Source organism: Streptomyces sp. NPDC111744 (assembly GCF_055634995.1).
The window spans coordinates 262,743-278,677 of record NZ_JBVKCG010000012.1 but is presented as its reverse complement, the minus strand read 5'-3'; the positions used below and the strand labels follow the sequence as shown (position 1 = coordinate 278,677).

16 protein-coding genes are annotated in these 15,935 nt (G+C 71.9%); 8 read left to right on the top strand and 8 right to left on the bottom strand.

Translation table 11 applies throughout. From position 1 onward, the window contains the following. The 3 genes from ACZ7OO_RS26395 to ACZ7OO_RS26385 form a co-directional block, all read left to right on the top strand. On the top strand, nt 1-384 hold a 384-nt coding region (locus ACZ7OO_RS26395), incomplete at its 5' end, for a phosphoadenosine phosphosulfate reductase domain-containing protein (protein ID WP_471508266.1). 2 nt (nt 385-386) lie between these two features. Next, nucleotides 387-1,598: a sulfate adenylyltransferase subunit 1 gene (locus ACZ7OO_RS26390; protein ID WP_471508264.1), complete on the top strand. Its 1,212-nt coding sequence runs from the start codon at nt 387-389 to the stop codon at nt 1,596-1,598. Between the two features lie 245 nt (nt 1,599-1,843). Next, nucleotides 1,844-2,296 carry an ATP-binding protein gene (locus tag ACZ7OO_RS26385; RefSeq protein ID WP_471508262.1) on the top strand — a complete coding sequence of 151 codons (453 nt, stop codon included), beginning with the start codon at nt 1,844-1,846 and terminating at the stop codon, nt 2,294-2,296. Here ACZ7OO_RS26385 and ACZ7OO_RS26380 read toward each other — a convergent pair. The 3 genes from ACZ7OO_RS26380 to ACZ7OO_RS26370 form a co-directional block, all read right to left on the bottom strand. Further along, entirely contained in the window at nt 2,256-3,692 is a 1,437-nt protein-coding gene (locus tag ACZ7OO_RS26380) for an amino acid permease (RefSeq protein WP_471508260.1), read from the bottom strand. The two genes, ACZ7OO_RS26385 and ACZ7OO_RS26380, sit on opposite strands and share 41 nt — an antisense overlap. A gap of 125 nt (nt 3,693-3,817) precedes the next feature. After that, the gene (argF, locus tag ACZ7OO_RS26375) at nt 3,818-4,825 is read right to left on the bottom strand and encodes an ornithine carbamoyltransferase (protein ID WP_471508258.1); all 1,008 of its coding nucleotides are present in this window, start codon (nt 4,823-4,825) and stop codon (nt 3,818-3,820) included. A gap of 99 nt (nt 4,826-4,924) precedes the next feature. After that, nucleotides 4,925-6,148: an arginine deiminase gene (locus tag ACZ7OO_RS26370; protein ID WP_471508256.1), complete on the bottom strand. Its 1,224-nt coding sequence runs from the start codon at nt 6,146-6,148 to the stop codon at nt 4,925-4,927. 128 nt (nt 6,149-6,276) lie between these two features. Here ACZ7OO_RS26370 and ACZ7OO_RS26365 point away from each other — a divergent pair, with 128 nt between their 5' ends. Both ACZ7OO_RS26365 and ACZ7OO_RS26360 read left to right on the top strand, forming a co-directional pair. Next, nucleotides 6,277-7,380, top strand: coding sequence for an SPFH domain-containing protein (locus ACZ7OO_RS26365; protein WP_471508254.1), 1,104 nt, complete (start codon nt 6,277-6,279; stop codon nt 7,378-7,380). A 199-nt stretch (nt 7,381-7,579) separates the two neighbouring features. Further along, nucleotides 7,580-8,473 (top strand): hypothetical protein, encoded by an 894-nt coding sequence (locus ACZ7OO_RS26360; protein WP_471508252.1) that lies wholly within the window; start codon nt 7,580-7,582, stop codon nt 8,471-8,473. 22 nt (nt 8,474-8,495) lie between these two features. On the opposite strand, the gene ACZ7OO_RS26355 is transcribed toward ACZ7OO_RS26360, so the two are convergent. Beyond that, nucleotides 8,496-11,039 carry a polynucleotide kinase-phosphatase gene (locus tag ACZ7OO_RS26355; protein WP_471508250.1) on the bottom strand — a complete coding sequence of 848 codons (2,544 nt, stop codon included), beginning with the start codon at nt 11,037-11,039 and terminating at the stop codon, nt 8,496-8,498. Further along, a complete protein-coding gene (locus ACZ7OO_RS26350) occupies nt 11,036-12,508 on the bottom strand; it encodes a 3' terminal RNA ribose 2'-O-methyltransferase Hen1 (RefSeq protein ID WP_471508248.1) in 1,473 nt (490 codons plus the stop codon). The genes ACZ7OO_RS26355 and ACZ7OO_RS26350 overlap by 4 nt, the downstream gene beginning before the upstream one ends. Nucleotides 12,509-12,588: 80 nt before the next feature. Here ACZ7OO_RS26350 and ACZ7OO_RS26345 point away from each other — a divergent pair, with 80 nt between their 5' ends. Both ACZ7OO_RS26345 and ACZ7OO_RS26340 read left to right on the top strand, forming a co-directional pair. Beyond that, nucleotides 12,589-12,783 carry a hypothetical protein gene (locus tag ACZ7OO_RS26345; protein WP_471508246.1) on the top strand — a complete coding sequence of 65 codons (195 nt, stop codon included), beginning with the start codon at nt 12,589-12,591 and terminating at the stop codon, nt 12,781-12,783. Nucleotides 12,784-12,788: 5 nt separating this feature from the next. Continuing rightward, complete coding sequence (locus ACZ7OO_RS26340) at nt 12,789-12,929, top strand: BBE domain-containing protein (protein WP_471508244.1); 141 nt, start codon at nt 12,789-12,791, stop codon at nt 12,927-12,929. A 30-nt stretch (nt 12,930-12,959) separates the two neighbouring features. Here ACZ7OO_RS26340 and ACZ7OO_RS26335 read toward each other — a convergent pair whose 3' ends face one another. After that, nucleotides 12,960-13,631, bottom strand: coding sequence for an FMN-dependent NADH-azoreductase (locus ACZ7OO_RS26335; protein WP_471508242.1), 672 nt, complete (start codon nt 13,629-13,631; stop codon nt 12,960-12,962). 119 nt (nt 13,632-13,750) lie between these two features. Between ACZ7OO_RS26335 and ACZ7OO_RS26330 the strand changes: the two genes are divergently transcribed. After that, on the top strand, nt 13,751-14,692 hold the full coding sequence (locus ACZ7OO_RS26330) for a LysR family transcriptional regulator (RefSeq protein WP_471508240.1): 942 nt from the start codon (nt 13,751-13,753) through the stop codon (nt 14,690-14,692). On the opposite strand, the gene pheA is transcribed toward ACZ7OO_RS26330, so the two are convergent. Both pheA and ACZ7OO_RS26320 read right to left on the bottom strand, forming a co-directional pair. Continuing rightward, on the bottom strand, nt 14,665-15,516 hold the full coding sequence (pheA, locus tag ACZ7OO_RS26325; protein WP_471508238.1) for a prephenate dehydratase: 852 nt from the start codon (nt 15,514-15,516) through the stop codon (nt 14,665-14,667). The two genes, ACZ7OO_RS26330 and pheA, sit on opposite strands and share 28 nt — an antisense overlap. Before the next feature lie 9 nt (nt 15,517-15,525). Next, complete coding sequence (locus ACZ7OO_RS26320) at nt 15,526-15,933, bottom strand: nuclear transport factor 2 family protein (protein WP_471508236.1); 408 nt, start codon at nt 15,931-15,933, stop codon at nt 15,526-15,528. Between the last annotated feature and the right edge of the window lie 2 nt (nt 15,934-15,935).

The window sequence follows — 15,935 nt, the reverse complement described above, 5'->3', positions numbered from 1 at the left end:
GCCCCCGGCGAGCACGTCCGGGTCTTCCCGCTCTCCAACTGGACCGAGCTGGACGTCTGGCAGTACATCGCCCGCGAGGGCATCGAGCTGCCGCAGATCTACTTCGCGCACGAGCGCGAGGTGTTCCGGCGGGGCGGGATGTGGCTGACGGCCGGCGAGTGGGGCGGCCCGAAGGACGGCGAGACCGTCGAGAAGCGCCAGGTGCGCTACCGGACCGTCGGTGACATGTCCTGCACGGGCGCCGTCGACTCCGACGCCGGCACGCTGGACGCCGTGATCGCCGAGATCGCCGCCTCCCGGCTCACCGAGCGCGGCGCCACCCGCGCCGACGACAAGATGTCCGAGGCCGCGATGGAAGACCGCAAGCGCGAGGGGTACTTCTAGAAATGACCGGCACGACCATCGACACCCTGCGCTTCGCGACGGCCGGCTCGGTCGACGACGGCAAGTCCACCCTCGTCGGACGGCTGCTGCACGACTCCAAGTCGGTCCTCACCGACCAGCTGGAGGCCGTGGAACGCGCCTCGGCCTCGCGCGGGCAGGACGCCCCCGACCTGGCCCTGCTCACCGACGGGCTGCGCGCCGAGCGCGAGCAGGGCATCACCATCGACGTGGCCTACCGCTACTTCGCCACCCCGAAGCGCCGGTTCATCCTCGCCGACACGCCCGGCCACGTGCAGTACACCCGCAACATGGTGACGGGTGCCTCCACCGCCGAGCTGACCGTGGTCCTGGTCGACGCCCGCAACGGGGTCGTCGAGCAGACCCGCCGGCACGCCGCGATCGCCGCCCTGCTGCGGGTCCCGCATGTCGTCCTCGCGGTCAACAAGATGGACCTGGTCGGCTACGAGCGGGCCGAGTTCGAGCGGATCGTCGCCGACTTCACCGCGCAGACCGCCGAGCTGGGCCTTCCCGAGGTCACCGCGATCCCGGTCTCCGCGCTGGTCGGTGACAACGTCGTCGACCGTTCCCCGCACATGGACTGGTACGGCGGGCCGGCCCTGCTCGAGTTCCTGGAGAGCGTCCCGGTCGCCGCGGACGCGGCCGACGCCCCGGCCCGCTTCCCGGTCCAGTACGTCATCCGGCACGGTGACATCCGGCACTACGCGGGCCAGCTGGTCTCCGGCTCGCTGCGGGTCGGCGACCGCGTCACCGTCCACCCCTCCGGCGAGACCTCCGAGATCGCCGCGATCGACGTGCTCGGCAGCGCGGTCGAGGCCGCGCACGCCCCGCAGTCCATCGGGGTGCGCCTGGCCGACCAGCGGGACGTCTCGCGCGGCGACATGATCACCGCCGGGCCTGAGGTGCCCGTGCTCACCCAGGACGTCACGGCGGCCGTGTGCCATCTGGCCGACCGGCCGCTCCGGGTCGGCGACCGGGTGCTGCTCAAGCACACCACGCGGACCGTCAAGGCGATCGTCCGGGACCTGGCGGGCGCGGCCGAGCTCACCGCCAACGACCTGGGCCGGATCACAATGCGCAGCGCCGAGCCGCTGCCGCTGGACGCCTACGCGGTCTCCCGGCGTACCGGCGCGTTCATCCTGATCGCTCCGGCGGACGGCGCGACGCTGACCGCGGGGATGGTCGACTTCGCCTGATCCCCTCTTCCGCGAAGGAGCCCCCGGCGCCCGCCGGGGGCTCCTTCGCGTGTACGGCGGTCACAACGTCACGGAGCGTCAATAAGGCGGTAACAGCGGGGCCGGTCGTGCGAGACGGGCCGCCGGGCGGGGTAAGCAGCCCGATACCGGGCCGAAAGTCCCGCTCGGGGTTCGCCGACAGGCTCCGGGACGGGACCCGTACCATTCCTACAGTTGAAAGCAGGACAAGCATGATCGCCTGCGCCATGAACGGAACCGCCGTGTACGAACCACCTTCCGCCGCCGCCTCCTGGCGCATCGCGCTGCCGCACACCGTCGCGGCCGTGCCGGTCGCCCGTGCCCTGGTGCGTTCGGCGATGGAGGAGTCGGGCCATGCGGCGGACACCGACACCGCCGAGCTGCTCACGGCGGAACTGGTCGCCAACGCCGTCGAGCACACCGCCGGCAAGGGGCCGATAGAGCTGGTCGTCGAGCTGATGCCGGGCGGCTGCAAGGTCGAGGTGCACGACCCGGACCCGGCGCCGCCGGGTCACCTCACCCGTCCGGTGATCGAGGAGCCCGACCTCATGCAGGAGGGCGGGCGCGGTCTGCTGCTGATCCGCGCCCTCAGCGCGTCCTGCGGGCACCGCCCCACCGAGTCCGGCAAGGCGGTGTGGTTCAGGCTTCCTGCAGTACCGCGTCAGTGGCGTCCGGCGTGATCACCTCGGCGCGGGCCAGCGTGGAGTTCCGGCGCCCGTAGCCGACGTAGACCAGCAGGCCCACCGCCAGGAAGACGGCGAACTGGATCCAGGTCGCCCACCCGGTCTCGTACATCAGATACAGGCAGAAACCGACGCCCAGCAGCGGCAGGACGGGGTAGAGGGGCACCCGGAAGGTGCGGGCCAGGGCCGGTTCGCGGCGGCGCAGCGCGATCACCGCGATGTTCACCACGGCCATGATCGCGAGGGTGCCGATGGTGCACAGGTTCATCACCGCGTCCAGTGAGGCGAAGGCCGCCGGCAGCGCGAAGACGACCGCGACGATGAGGGTGCCCGCGACCGGGGTGGCGGTCTTCGGTGAGACCTTCTCGAAGACGCGCGGGATCAGCCCGTCCCGGGACATGGACATGAGGATGCGGGTCTGGCCGTACATCACCGCGAGCACGACGGAGGCAATGGCGACGACCGCGCCGAAGGCGATCACGCCGCCGCCGACCGTGGAGCCCGTGACCTGGTTGACGACGTAGGAGAGGGCCGCGGGACGCCCTGCCACCTGGTCGCCGCCGATGGCGCCGGTCGCGGCAAGGGCGACCGCGCAGTAGAGCAGCGTCACCACACCCATGCAGACGAGGATCGCGACGGGGATGTCCCGGCGCGGGTTCTTGGCCTCCTCGCCGGCGGTGGTGATCGCGTCGAAGCCGATGTACGAGAAGAACGCGGCGGTGGTGCCCGCGCCGATGCCGCCGAGCCCCGCCGGGGAGAACGGCACCAGGTTGCCGTCCTTGAAGGCGCTGAAGCCGATCACACAGAAGGCGAGCAGGATGACGAGCTTCACGGCCGCCATCGCGGCGGTCGCCCGTGCGCTCTCCCGCGCCCCGCGCACCAGCAGTACGGCGGCCATCGCGATGACGATCACGGCCGGGAGGTTCACGATCCCGCCGTCGCCGGGGCCCGCGGACAGGGCGTGCGGGAGCTGGAGGCCGGTGAGGCTGTGCAGCAGTTCGTTGACGTACTGGCTCCAGCCGACCGCGACGGCCGAGATCGAGATGCCGTACTCGAGGAGCAGGCACCAGCCGACCAGGAACGCGGTGGACTCGCCGAGACCGGCGTAGGCGAAGGAGTACGACGATCCGGAGACCGGGATCGCGCCGCCCAGCTCGGCGAAGGAGAGGGCGGTGAAGACGCAGGTGACCGCGGCGAGGACGAAGGAGATCACGACGGCCGGTCCGGCCTGGGCGACCGAGTCGGAGAGGCCGACGAAGATGCCGGTTCCGACGACCGCGCCGATGCCGAAACAGATCAGCTGGAAGAGGCCCATGGTGCGGCGGAGGCCGTGGCCCGCGCGGTCGGCGCCGGATTCGGCGACCAGCAGGTGCGGGGACTTGATGCGGGGCATGCGGGTGGTGCTCGTTTCTGGTGGTGCGGGTGCGATCCGGGGTCGGTCGCCGTGGCGGCCGCGGCAGGGGTGGCGCCGGGCCGCCGGACAGAATAGGGCCTGGTGGGGCCTTTGCGATACGGCGGTCAGGCGAGCGTGGCGACGAGCACCGCCTTGATGGTGTGCATCCGGTTCTCGGCCTCGTCGAAGACGAGCGAGTGCTCGGACTCGAACACCTCGTCGGTGACCTCCAGCTCGGTCAGTCCATGGCGCTCGTAGATCTCGCGGCCGACGGCGGTGCCCAGGTCGTGGAAGGCCGGCAGGCAGTGCAGGAACTTGACGTCGGCGTTGCCGCTGGCACGCAGCACGTCCATGGTGACGGCGTAGGGGCCGAGCAGCGCGATCCGCTCGTCCCAGACCTCCTTGGGCTCGCCCATCGACACCCATACGTCGGTGGCGATGAAGTCGGCGCCCCGCACGCCCTCCTTCACGTCCTCGGTGAGCGTGATCCGGGCGCCGGACGCGTCGGCGAGCCGCTCGGCCAGCTCGACGATCGTGCCGTCCGGCCACAGCAGCCGGGGCGCCACGATCCGCACGTCCATGCCGAGCAGGGCGCCGGTGACGAGGTAGGAGTTGCCCATGTTGTAGCGGGCGTCGCCGAGGTAGGCGAAGGCCGTCCCGGTGAGCGGCTTGTCGCTGTGCTCGGTCATGGTGAGCACGTCGGCGAGCATCTGGGTGGGGTGCCACTCGTCGGTGAGACCGTTGTAGACGGGGACCCCGGCGAACGCGGCCAGCTCCTCCACGACGCCCTGTCCATGCCCGCGGTACTCGATCGCGTCGAACATCCGGCCGAGGACCCGGGCGGTGTCCTTCACGGACTCCTTGTGCCCGATCTGCGAACCGGCCGGGTCGAGGTAGGTCGTGACGGCGCCCTGGTCGGCGGCGGCGACCTCGAAGGCGCAGCGGGTTCGGGTGGAGGTCTTCTCGAAGACCAGCGCGATGTTCTTGCCGCGCAGGTACTGCGTCTCGGCCCCGGCCTTCTTCGCCGCCTTCAGCTCGGCGGCCAGCCCGACCAGCCCGCGGAACTCCTCCTGGGTGAAGTCCGCCTCCTTGAGGAAGTGGCGGCCGGCGAGGGCGGTCGGGACTGTCGCCATGGGGCGCTCCAGCAGTAGAGGTCGACGCGGGGACTTTTGGAAGTCTATACGATGTTTCACATTTCTATACAGCCAGTGTCGCTCTTGGCACGGCGCTCCTCATACGGCGTCCCGCTCCACCGGGCAGCTCATACAGCGCGGCCCGCCCCGCCCCCGGCCCAGCTCGCTGCCCGGGATCTCGATCACCTCGATGCCCTGCTTGCGCAGATGGGTGTTGGTGGTGGAGTTGCGCTCGTAGGCGACGACCACACCGGGTTCGACGGCGAGGACGTTGCACCCGTCGTCCCACTGCTCGCGCTCGGCCGCGTGCACGTCCTGGGTGGCGGTGAGGACCCGGATCTCACTGAGACCGAGGGCGGCGGCGATCGCGCGGTGCATGTGCTCCGGCGGATGGTCGGTGACCTTGAGCTCCTTCTCGCCGGCGCCCGGTTCGATGGTGTACGAGCGGAGCATGCCGAGCCCGGCGTACTGGGTGAAGGTGTCGCCGTCGACCATCGTCATCACGGTGTCGAGGTGCATGAAGGCGCGCCGCTTCGGCATGTCCAGGGCCACGATCGTCTGCGCGGAGCCCGCCGCGAAAAGCTTGTGCGCGAGCATCTCCACGGCCTGCGGGGTGGTGCGCTCGCTCATCCCGATCAGGACCGCGCCGCTGCCGATCACCAGGACGTCGCCGCCCTCGATGGTGGAGGGGTAGGCGGCCTGCCCCTCCGACCAGACATGGAACGTTTCGTCACGGAAGAGCGGATGGTGCCGGTAGATCGCCTCGAAGTGCACGGTCTCGCGCTGCCGGGCCGGCCAGCGCATGGCGTTGATGGAGACGCCGTCGTAGACCCAGGCTGAGGTGTCCCGGGTGAAGAGGTGGTTGGGCAGCGGTTGCAGGAGGAAGTCGTCGAGGTCCATGACGTGGAAGCGGACCGAGGTGGGCTCCGCGTGCTCGTCCAGGAACTCCCGTTTGGTCATGCCGCCGACCAGCGCCTCGGCCAGCTGGGACGCGGGCAGGTTCTCGAATGCGGCGCGCAGATGGTCGGTGGCCAGCGGGCCGTACTCCTTCTCGTCGAAGACCCGGTCCAGGACGAGGGCGCGAGCCGCCGGGATCGCCAGCGTCTCGGTGAGCAGGTCGCCGAAGAGATGCACGGCGACCCCGCGGTCCCGGAGCACGTCCGCGAAACCGTCGTGCTCGGCCCTGGCCCGGCGCACCCAGAGGAGGTCGTCGAAGAGAAGGGCGTCCTTGTTGCTGGGGGTGAGCCTTTTGAGCTCCAGATCCGGCCGGTGCAGGATGACGCGGCGCAGCCGCCCGGCTTCGGAGTCGACTTGGAATCCCATGCCACCATCCTGACCATCGCGGACCGGGTTCACCCCCAGGTCGACCGTTTCTTGTTCTCGTCCCCTTGACGACAAGCGCGAGAGAGGCAATTATTGTCATGCTGACTCTAAATCACGAGGGGGACTTCATGGCCGACATCACCCGGCGGCTGGGGCGGCGCCATCTGCGTGGGGCCCCGACGGCGCACATCAGACATCACCGGGGCGGAAGGCTGCTGCACGACGGGCCGGGCATCAGCTTCTGGTTCCGCGCGCTCACCGCGGCGATCTCCGAGATACCGGTCGACGACCGGGAGCTGGCGATGACCTTCCACGCCCGTACGGCCGACTTCCAGGACGTGGCGGTGCAGGCGACGGTCACCTACCGCATCGGCGACCCGGCGCTGGCGGCTGCCCGCCTCGACTTCTCGATCGACCCCGACACCGGCGTCTGGCGGGGCACCCCGCTGGAACAACTGGGCACCCTGCTCACGGAGACGGCCCAGCAGCACGCACTGGCCGTGCTGGCCCGCACCCCGCTGGCGGAGGCGCTGGTCGACGGGGTGGCGGCGGTCCGGGAGCGGATCGCCGAGGGGCTGGGCGCGGAGCCCCGGCTGCCGGCGACCGGGATCGAGGTGGTGGCCGTGCGGGTGATGGCGCTGCGGCCAGAGCCGGAGGTGGAGCGGGCGCTGCGCACCCCGGCCCGCGAGCAGATCCAGCAGGATGCCGACCGGGCCACCTACGAGCGGCGGGCAGTGGCCGTCGAGCGGGAGCGGGCGATCGCCGAGAACGAGCTGGCCAGCCAGATCGAACTGGCCCGCCGCGAGGAGCAGTTGGTCGAGCAGCGAGGCACCAACACGCGGCGCGAGGCGGAGGAGCACGCGGCGGCCGACGCGGTGCGCGCAGAGGCGGAGGCCGCGAGGTCCGTGAAGCTGGCAGAGGCGGAAGCGGCGCGCATGGTGCGGCTCGCGGAGGCGGAGGCTGCCCGGTCCGTGAAGCTGGGTGAGGCCGAGGCGGCCCGGGCGGTCACGCTCGCGCGGGCCGAGGCCGAGGGGGCCCGGGAGGTCGGCGAGGCCCGGGCCGCGGCACAGGCGGCCTGGCTGCGGGTGCACGGCGAGGTGGACGTGGCCACGCTGCACGCCCTCACGGGCACGCGGCTCGCCGAGAACCTGCCGCGTATCGACAGCGTAACCGTGTCGCCTGACGTGCTGACGGGGTTGCTAGCAAAGCTGGGCTCGGCGGAGGGGGCGTGACCGCGGACCGCAGGCCCCCGGTCGCGGGCGGCAGGCAGGACGCGGCGGCCCAGCGCGCCGCTGAATCGGTGGAGCCCTGGCCGGCCGCCTCACCGGGGGCCTGTCGTTTGGATCAGGCCGGCCTGACTCACGGTTTCTTGTCGGCCGACCCGAGCGGAAGGCCTGCCGCCCGGCTCGGCCGGCCACGGGAGGCGGCGTCATGAGCCTCGCGCCCCGGGTGGTCCTCGTCCACCGGACCACCGAGTACGACGAGTTGGTGGCCCACCACGGCACTCACGGGCAGGCCGCCTTCTTCCTCTCCACCCGGGGGCGGGACATCGAGGAGGTCGCCGAGCGGCACCGCCGGACCGGGCGGGCACTGGCCGAGGTGGCCGCGGCGATTCCGCTGACCTGGCGTCAGGCGCTGGTCGAGCGGGGCGACCTGGACCGCTTCCTGTTCGCGCCCGAGGACGTGGTCGTGGTGGTCGGCCAGGACGGGCTGGTGGCGAACGTGGCCAAGTACCTGGACGGCCAGCCGGTGATCGGGATCGACACCGACCCCGGCCGCAACCCCGGTGTGCTGGTGCGGCACCGGCCGGAGCACGCGGCCGTCCTGCTGGCCTCGTTCCAGGGCACGGGCGCCGACGAGCTGACGATGGTCGAGGCGGTGGCCGACGACACACAGCGGCTCGTGGCGCTCAACGAGATCTATCTGGGTACCGCCGGTCATCAGACCGCCCGTTACCGCCTGGGCCTCGAGGACGACGGGGGTGTCGTCGAGGCCCAGGCCTCCTCCGGGGTGCTGGTGGGCACCGGCACGGGGGCCACCGGCTGGCTGCGCTCCCTGTGGCAGGAGCGCGGCGCCCGGCTGGCGCTGCCCTCCCCCACCGAGGACCGCCTGCTGTGGTTCGTCCGGGAGGCCTGGCCCTCCCCGGCGACCGGGACCTCCCTGGTCGCCGGCGAGCTGACCGCCTCGGCGGTGCTGACGCTCACGGTCGAGTCGGACCGCCTGATCGCCTTCGGTGACGGCATCGACACCGACGCCCTGGAGCTCACCTGGGGGCAGACGGTCCGGGTCGGAGCCTGCGCCCACCGCCTCCGACTGGTCGGCTGACCTCGGAGCCGGTCGGCCGGCCTCACAGCCGGGGGTCGACCGGCTCCGATTCCAGGGCCAGCACCCCGAACACCGCCTCGTGGACCCGCCACAGCGGCTCGCCGTCCGCGAGGCGGTCCAGGGCCTCCAGGCCCAGCGCGTACTCGCGGATCGCCAGGGACCGCTTGTGGTTGAGGAACCGGTTGCGCAGCCGGGTGAGGTTGTCGGGGCGGGTGTACTCGGGGCCGTAGATGATCCGCAGGTACTCGCGGCCCCGGCACTTGATGCCGGGCTGGACCAGCCGGCCCTTCGGGTCGCGCACCACCGCGCCGAGCGGCTTGACGACCATGCCCTCGCCGCCCCGGCCGGTCATCTCCAGCCACCAGTCGACACCGGTCCGCACCGACTCCGGGTCCCCGGTGTCGACATACAGGCGCCGGGTGGTCCGGAGCAGTTCGGTCGCATCGTGCTCCACCAGTCGGTCCAGGAGCGCGAGTTGCTCGTCGTGCGGGAGCGTGGCGAGGCTGCGGCCCTCGACCGCGAGGATCTGGAAGGGGGCCAGGCGCACCCCGTCCAGGCCCTCGGTGGTCCAGCAGTAACGGCGGTAGGCGTCGGTGAACGCGGCCGCGTCGGCGGCACGTTCACGCTGCCGGCCCAGCAGCCCGGTGATGTCCACACCGCGCGCCGCCGCGCCCTCCAGGGCCGCCAGCGCACCCGGGAACACCGCGCCGGAGGCGGCGCCCACGGCCGCGTACTGGGTGCGCAGCAGGCCGCCGGCCTTGAGCGACCAGGGCAGCAGCTCGGCGTCCAACAGGAGCCAGTCGGTGGCGAGTTCGTCCCACAGTCCGGCCGTGTCGACCGCCACGCGGATCCGGCCGAGGATCTCCTCCGTGACCGACTCGTCGTCGAAGAACGGGCGTCCGGTGCGGGTGTAGAGGGAGCCGGTGGGGCCGGGTGCGACGCCGAAGCGCTTGTGCGCCACCTCCGCGTCCCGGCACACCAGGGCCACCGCCCGCGAGCCCATGTGCTTCTCCTCGCACACGACCCGGGCGACCCCGTCCTCCGCGTACCGCGCGAAGGCCTCCGCCGGGTGCTCCAGATAGCCGTCGACGTGACTCGTAGCGGTGGGAGCCATGGTCGGCGGCAGGTACGGCAGCAGGCGCGGGTCGATCGCGAAGCGGCTCATCACCTCAAGGGCGGCCGCCGCGTTCTCCTCGCGGACCGCGATCCGGCCCTGGTGCCGGGTCTCCACGACCCGCCGGCCGTGCACGTCCGCCAGGTCGAGCGGGCGTCCGTCCTGGCCGCCGGGGGCCTCGGAGCGCAGCGGCCTGGCCGGCTCGTACCAGACCCGCTCGGCCGGTACGTCGACCAGCTCCCGCTCAGGCCAGCGCAGCGCGGTCAGCTTGCCGCCGAAGACGGCGCCGGTGTCCACGCAGATGGTGTTGTTCAGCCAGGTCGCCTCCGGGACGGGTGTGTGGCCGTACACGACGGCCGCCCGGCCCCGGTAGTCCTCGGCCCAGGGATAGCGCACCGGCAGGCCGAACTCGTCGGTCTCGCCGGTGGTGTCGCCGTACAGGGCGTGCGAGCGGACCCGGCCGGAGGTACGGCCGTGGTACTTCTCGGGCAGTCCGGCATGGCAGACGACCAGCTTTCCGCCGTCGAGGACGTAGTGGCTGACGAGTCCGTCGATGAACTCCCTTACCTGTTTCCGGAACTCCTCGCTCTCGCCGTCCATCTGCTCGATGGTCTCGGCGAGTCCGTGGGTGTGCTGGACCTTGCGGCCCTTGAGGTACCGCCCGTACTTGTTCTCGTGGTTGCCGGGCACGCACAGCGCGTTGCCCGACTTCACCATGGACATCACCCTGCGCAGCACGCCCGGGCTGTCCGGGCCGCGGTCGACGAGGTCGCCGACGAACACGGCGGTCCGGCCGTCCGGGTGCACGCCGTTCGCATAGCCCAACTGGCCCAGCAGGGACTCCAGTTCCGAGGCGCAGCCGTGGATGTCGCCGACGATGTCGAAGGGGCCGGTGAGGTGGGTCAGGTCGTTGAAGCGCTTCTCGGTGACGACGCTCGCCGACTCGGCCTCCTCGACACCGCGCAGGATGTGCACCTTGCGGAAGCCCTCGCGCTCCAGGTGCCTGAGGGAGCGGCGGAGTTCGCGGATATGGCGCTGGATGACCCGGCGGGGCATGTCGGCCCGGTCGGCGCGGGCCGCGTTGCGCTCGGCGCACACCTCCTCGGGCATGTCGAGGACGATGGCGATGGGCAGCACGTCGTACTGCCTGGCCAGGTCGATCAGCTGGCGCCGGGACTCCTGCTGCACGCTGGTCGCGTCGACGACCGTACGGCGGCCGGCGGCCAGCCGCTTGCCGGCGATGTAGTGCAGCACGTCGAAGGCGTCCTTCGTCGCGCCCTGGTCGTTCTCGTCGTCGGAGACCAGCCCCCGGCAGAAGTCGGAGGAGATCACCTCGGTGGGCTTGAAGTGGCGGCGCGCGAAGGTGGACTTGCCGGAGCCGGAGGCGCCGACGAGGACGACCAGGGAGAGGTCGGTGACGGGAAGGACCCGTCCGTGTGTCCGCTCGGTCATGCTGCCTTCGCCTCCTTCACGGCGGGAGTGGTGCTTATGTCGAAAACGGCCATCTGGGTGGGCGGACCGACCTCGGGGTCGTCCGGGCCCACGGGGGTGAACTCGACGTCGTAGCCGTGAAGTTCGGCGACCCGGGTGGCCCAGGCGCGGAACTCCTCGCGGGTCCATTCGAAGCGGTGGTCGCCGTGCCGGACGTGTCCGGCGGGGAGGGTCTCCCAGCGGACGTTGTACTCGACGTTCGGCGTGGTCACCAGGACCGTGCGGGGGCGGGCGGCGCCGAACACGGCGTACTCGAGGGCGGGCAGCCGGGGCAGGTCGAGGTGTTCGATGACCTCGCTGAGCACGGCGGCGTCGTACCCCTTGAGCCTCTGGTCGGTGTAGGCCAGTGAGCCCTGGAAGAGCTTGACGCGGGACGCCTGCCGCTCGCCCATGCGGTCCAGCTTGAGCCGGCGCGCGGCGATGGTGAGCGCCCGCACCGACACGTCGACGCCGACGATCTCGGTGAAGGCGGGGTCCTTCAGCAGCGCCTGCACCAACTGACCCTGCCCGCAGCCGAGGTCGAGGACCCGGGCGGCACCGGACCGGCGCAGCGCGTCGAGGATCGCCTCCCGGCGCTGCACCGCGAGCGGCGCCGGCTTCTCCTCCGCCTCCGTCTCCTCCTCGACCGCGTTGTCGATCTCCTCGACCTCGCTGTCGTCGGCCTCGGCGAGCCGCACCAGCTCCAGCCGCTCCATCGCCTGCCGGGTCAGCGACCAGCGGCGGGAGAGATAGCGGGTGGTGATGAGCTTCTGCTCGGGGTGGCCGGGCAGCCAGCCCTCGCCCGCCCGAAGCAGCTTGTCGACCTCCTCGGCGGACACCCAGTAGTGCTTGGCGTCGTCGAGGACGGGGAGCAGGACATAGAGGTGGCGCAGCGCCTCGGCGAGGGTGAGCGACTCGGACTCCAGGACGAGACCGACGTACCGCGAGTCGCCCCAGTCCGGGAACTCGGAGTCCAAGGCGACCGGTTCGGCGGTCACCGTCCAGCCGAGCGGCTCGAAGAGGCGTCGTACGAGGTCGGGTCCGCCCCGTGCGGGCAGCGCCGGGACCTCGACGCGCAGCGGGAGCGGGGCGGCGGCGCGCTCGGGGCGGGCCCGGCACACTCCGCGCATCGCGCTGGAGAAGACGTTGCCTATCGCCACGGCGAGCAGCGAGGAGGCCGCGTACGGGCGGTCGTTGACGTACTGCGCGAGCGCCGCGTCGGGTGCCCCGCCGCGTCCCTTGCCCTTGCCGCGCCGGACCAGCGCCACCGCGTCCACCTCCAGGAGCAGCGCCGCCGTGCAGCGCTCGGCATCCGCCTCGGGGTAGAAGACGTGCGCGATGCCGTAGGAGGTCGAGAAGGTCTGCGCGTTGTCGGGGTGCTTGTGCAGCAGGAACCCGAGGTCGGTGGCCGGGGTGGCGGCGGTGCCGCTCGTGGAGATCGTCAGGAACACATGCCCGAGTCTGCTGGGTTTGCCCCGCCGTGACCACTGGTTTTACCGGTACGGCCGTTCGCCGGGCAGTCAGTTCGGCAGTGCGTGAGCACCCCGGACGCCCGGGGGCCACCCGCTCCGGGCTGCTCGATCATCTCACCCCGGACGCGGCACGGGCGGTCGCGGACGCCCTGGAGTCGGGGCAGGTGCTGATGGAGCAGTTCCGTTCGGTGGGCGGGGCGGTCAACGACACGGACCCGGCCGCCACCGCCTACGCCCACCGCACCCAGAACTGAACGGCATGTACCTCAGCTTCGACACCCGGCGCAAGCCGGAGGTGCTGGCGCAGGCGTTCCCCGAGCCGGCTCTGTCCCGGCTGCGCACCCTCAAGGACCGGTACGACCCGGAGAACGTCTTCGACCGGAACTTCCTCCTGAGGTAGCCGACTTCAGGCCGTCCGAGGCGGCGGAGCTCAGAACGCGCCGTGCGTCCGCGCACCCTCCATCGCCTTCTGGTACGACGCCGCGGCCATCTCCTGGAACTGGGCGAGCCGGGGCACATGCGCCGACTTGGTCATTTCGGCGTGCAGGAAGGTGAGGTCGGTCGCCAGGCCGACCATGGCGAGGGCGGCCTTCAGGTACCGCTCCTGGTGGTCGGAGTCGTGGCGGGGCGTGCCGGGACCGTAGGCTCCGCCGCGCGCCGAGGCCACCACGACCTTCTTGCCGGACAGCGGGCCCTCACCGGTGGCCGGGTCGACGATCAGCGGGGCGATCAGCACACGGTCGAACCACGCCTTGAAGGTCGACGGCACCGAGAAGTTGTACATCGGCACGCCGAGCAGGATGGTGTCGGCGGCCACGAGTTCCTCGATCAGCGGCCAGGTGACGGCCCAACTGTCCTTTTCCTCGGGCGTGGTGGCCGCCTCCCGGGCCGCGGTGAGGTCGCGCACGCCCTCCTTCTCCAGGCGGTGCATCACCTCGATCTGCGGGTGGTCGACATGCGGCACGGGATCGGCGGCGAGGTCGCGGTAGACGTGGGTGCCCTCGGGGTTGGCCTTGCGCCAGGCCTCGGCGAACTCGCCCGAGATCTGGCGGGAGACCGAGTTCGCACGCGGGCTGGAGTCGAGGTGGAGCAGCGTCGGCATGATGGGAATCCCCTGTCTGATCAGGTCGTTCGTGTCCGTCTGTGATCCATTGAAAGTCCCGGCGGGAGGGTTGTCCCGTAATCTGGCGTGGCAGTTCATAACCGGAAGCGTTAGCGAGGGTGACGGTGCTGGACGTACGGAAACTGGTTCTGCTGCGTGAGGTCGGCGCCCGGGGGTCCATCGCCGCGGCCGCGCAGGCCCTCAACTACACGCGGTCCGCGGTCTCCCAGCAGCTCTCCGCCCTGGAGTCGGAGACCGGCACCGCTCTGCTGGACCGGGGCAGCAAGCGGGCGGAGCTCACCGCGGCCGGGCGGCTGCTGGTGGCGCACGCGGACAAGATCGTAAGTCAACTGGAGGCGGCCGAAGCCCAGTTGCTGGCCAGGGACGGGGAGATCGGCGGCGAGCTGCGGGTGGGCGTCCCGCTGCACGAGGGGCCCGCGCTGCTGGTGCCGGCGCTGAACCGGCTGCGCGCGGACCATCCGCAGCTGCGCATCACGCTGCACGGGGTGGCCCCGGACGAGGGGCGGCAGACGGTGCGGCTCGGCCGCCTCGACGCGGTGCTGGCCGCCGGCTACCCGCAGGTGCCCGAGCCGCGGGTGCCCGGCCTGTACGAGGAGGAGGTGCTCAGTGACCGGATCCGGCTGATCGTGGCGCCGGACCACCCGTTGGCCCAGCGTGAACACCCTTGTCGACTGGAGGAGCTCGCCGGGGAGCAATGGCTGCTCGACCGGACCTCGCGGCTCGGCCGGCTCGCCCTGCACGCCTGCGCGGGGGCCGGTTTCGTGCCCGACATCGTCTCCGACATCGGCGATATGCAGGCCGTGTTCGGGCTGGTCTCGCTGGGCTGGGGCGTGGCGCTGGTGCCCGACCTGGTGCCGAGCCGGCCGGGACTCCCGGTCGCCCGGGTCACCCCGGACGGACCCGAGCTGACCCGCCGTATCACCCTGGTGGTGCGCGAGGGCGCCGTACGGAGTCCGCAGGTGGCCGCACTGCTGCCGGCCGTGCGCGAGGCCGCGGCCGAGCTGACGCAACATCAGGACGCTGCGGACCAGCGGGGATAGCTGCCCAGGAACCGCACCTCCACGTCCCGGGCCCCGACCTCCGCCATCGCCATCCTCAGCCGTCTGCTGTCGATGTGCGCGTCGACGTCGAGGAACACGTGGTAGCGGCCGAGGCCCTCGCCGGTGGGCCAGGACTGGATCCAGGACAGCTCGACCGCGCGGGACCGGAAGGCGTGCAGGACGTCGGGGAGCAGCGCGGGGCCGCCGTCCCCCAGGGCGAGCAGCAGCGAGGTGCGTTCGCGTGAGGTGCGGGCCGGGTGGTGCCAGCGGGGCGCCACCGACACGAACCGGGTCACCGCGGCCGCCTCCCGGCCGAGACCGACGGCGAGGATCCGCAACCCGTACAGCTCGGCTGCGGCCGGCGCCGCGACGGCCGCCCGGCCCGGGGTGCCGGTCCGGGCGACCTCCTGGGCGGCCGCCGCCGTGGACGCCGCCGCCAGGGTCCTGGCCCCGGGCAGGCGGGCGCGCAGCCAGTCCTCGCACTGGCCGAGCGCATGCGGATGACTGAGCACCTCGGTGACGTCCGCCGGGCCGGTGCCCTCGGGAGCCATCAGCGCGAAGCTCACGGGCACCTCGACCTCGGCGTTGATATGCATGTCCGCCGCGGCCAGCTGGTCCATGGTGGCGGGTACGACCCCGCGCACCGAGTTCTCCAGGGGCACCACGGCCGCCTCGCACTCCCCCCGCCGGGCCGCCTCCAGAGCGGCCGGGACGGTGGGGAACGGGCGGTGCGGGCCGCGCCGGCCCGGCGGGACCACCGCCAGCAGCCGCCGTACGGCGATCTGGGTGAAGGTCCCCTCGGGGCCGAGGTAGGCGTAGGTCATCGCGGGCCGTCAGCTCTCGATGACGCGGAGGAAGGCGACGGTGTCGAAGATGTCCTCCATCCGCACCGCACGCCCGTCGCGCAGCACCCAGGAGTGCACGAACGGCAGCGACTCGGTGTGGCCGGACAGGGAGGCGACGTCGCGGTGGCCGAAGACCACCACCCGGTCGCCCTCGCGTACGAACTCCTCGGGGTGCAGCCGCATCCCGCCCACCACGGTCGGCACGTGTGACAGGAACTCCTTGACGCCGGCGTGCCCGTGCTTGGTGCCGCCGAGGCCGTACTTCGCCATGCCCTCGGGGTGCACCCACTCGATGTCCGGGTGGAAGGCGTCGAGCAGCGCGCCCACGTCCCGGGCGGCGAAGGCCGCGTAGGCGGCGTGGACCGGGGCCAGTGGATCGGTGGTGTTCTCGCTCATGT

Bases quoted from the DNA above. Each gene is read 5' to 3' on its own strand.
- ACZ7OO_RS26390 (WP_471508264.1), top strand. From the start codon at position 387: ATGACCGGCACGACCATCGACACCCTGCGCTTCGCGACGGCCGGCTCG.
- ACZ7OO_RS26370 (WP_471508256.1), bottom strand. From the start codon at position 6,148: ATGGGATTCCAAGTCGACTCCGAAGCCGGGCGGCTGCGCCGCGTCATC.
- ACZ7OO_RS26340 (WP_471508244.1), top strand. From the start codon at position 12,789: ATGTACCTCAGCTTCGACACCCGGCGCAAGCCGGAGGTGCTGGCGCAG.
- ACZ7OO_RS26360 (WP_471508252.1), top strand. From the start codon at position 7,580: ATGAGCCTCGCGCCCCGGGTGGTCCTCGTCCACCGGACCACCGAGTAC.
- ACZ7OO_RS26335 (WP_471508242.1), bottom strand. From the start codon at position 13,631: ATGCCGACGCTGCTCCACCTCGACTCCAGCCCGCGTGCGAACTCGGTC.
- ACZ7OO_RS26385 (WP_471508262.1), top strand. From the start codon at position 1,844: ATGAACGGAACCGCCGTGTACGAACCACCTTCCGCCGCCGCCTCCTGG.
- ACZ7OO_RS26320 (WP_471508236.1), bottom strand. From the start codon at position 15,933: ATGAGCGAGAACACCACCGATCCACTGGCCCCGGTCCACGCCGCCTAC.
- ACZ7OO_RS26365 (WP_471508254.1), top strand. From the start codon at position 6,277: ATGGCCGACATCACCCGGCGGCTGGGGCGGCGCCATCTGCGTGGGGCC.
- argF (WP_471508258.1), bottom strand. From the start codon at position 4,825: ATGGCGACAGTCCCGACCGCCCTCGCCGGCCGCCACTTCCTCAAGGAG.
- ACZ7OO_RS26380 (WP_471508260.1), bottom strand. From the start codon at position 3,692: ATGCCCCGCATCAAGTCCCCGCACCTGCTGGTCGCCGAATCCGGCGCC.
- pheA (WP_471508238.1), bottom strand. From the start codon at position 15,516: ATGACCTACGCCTACCTCGGCCCCGAGGGGACCTTCACCCAGATCGCC.
- ACZ7OO_RS26355 (WP_471508250.1), bottom strand. From the start codon at position 11,039: ATGACCGAGCGGACACACGGACGGGTCCTTCCCGTCACCGACCTCTCC.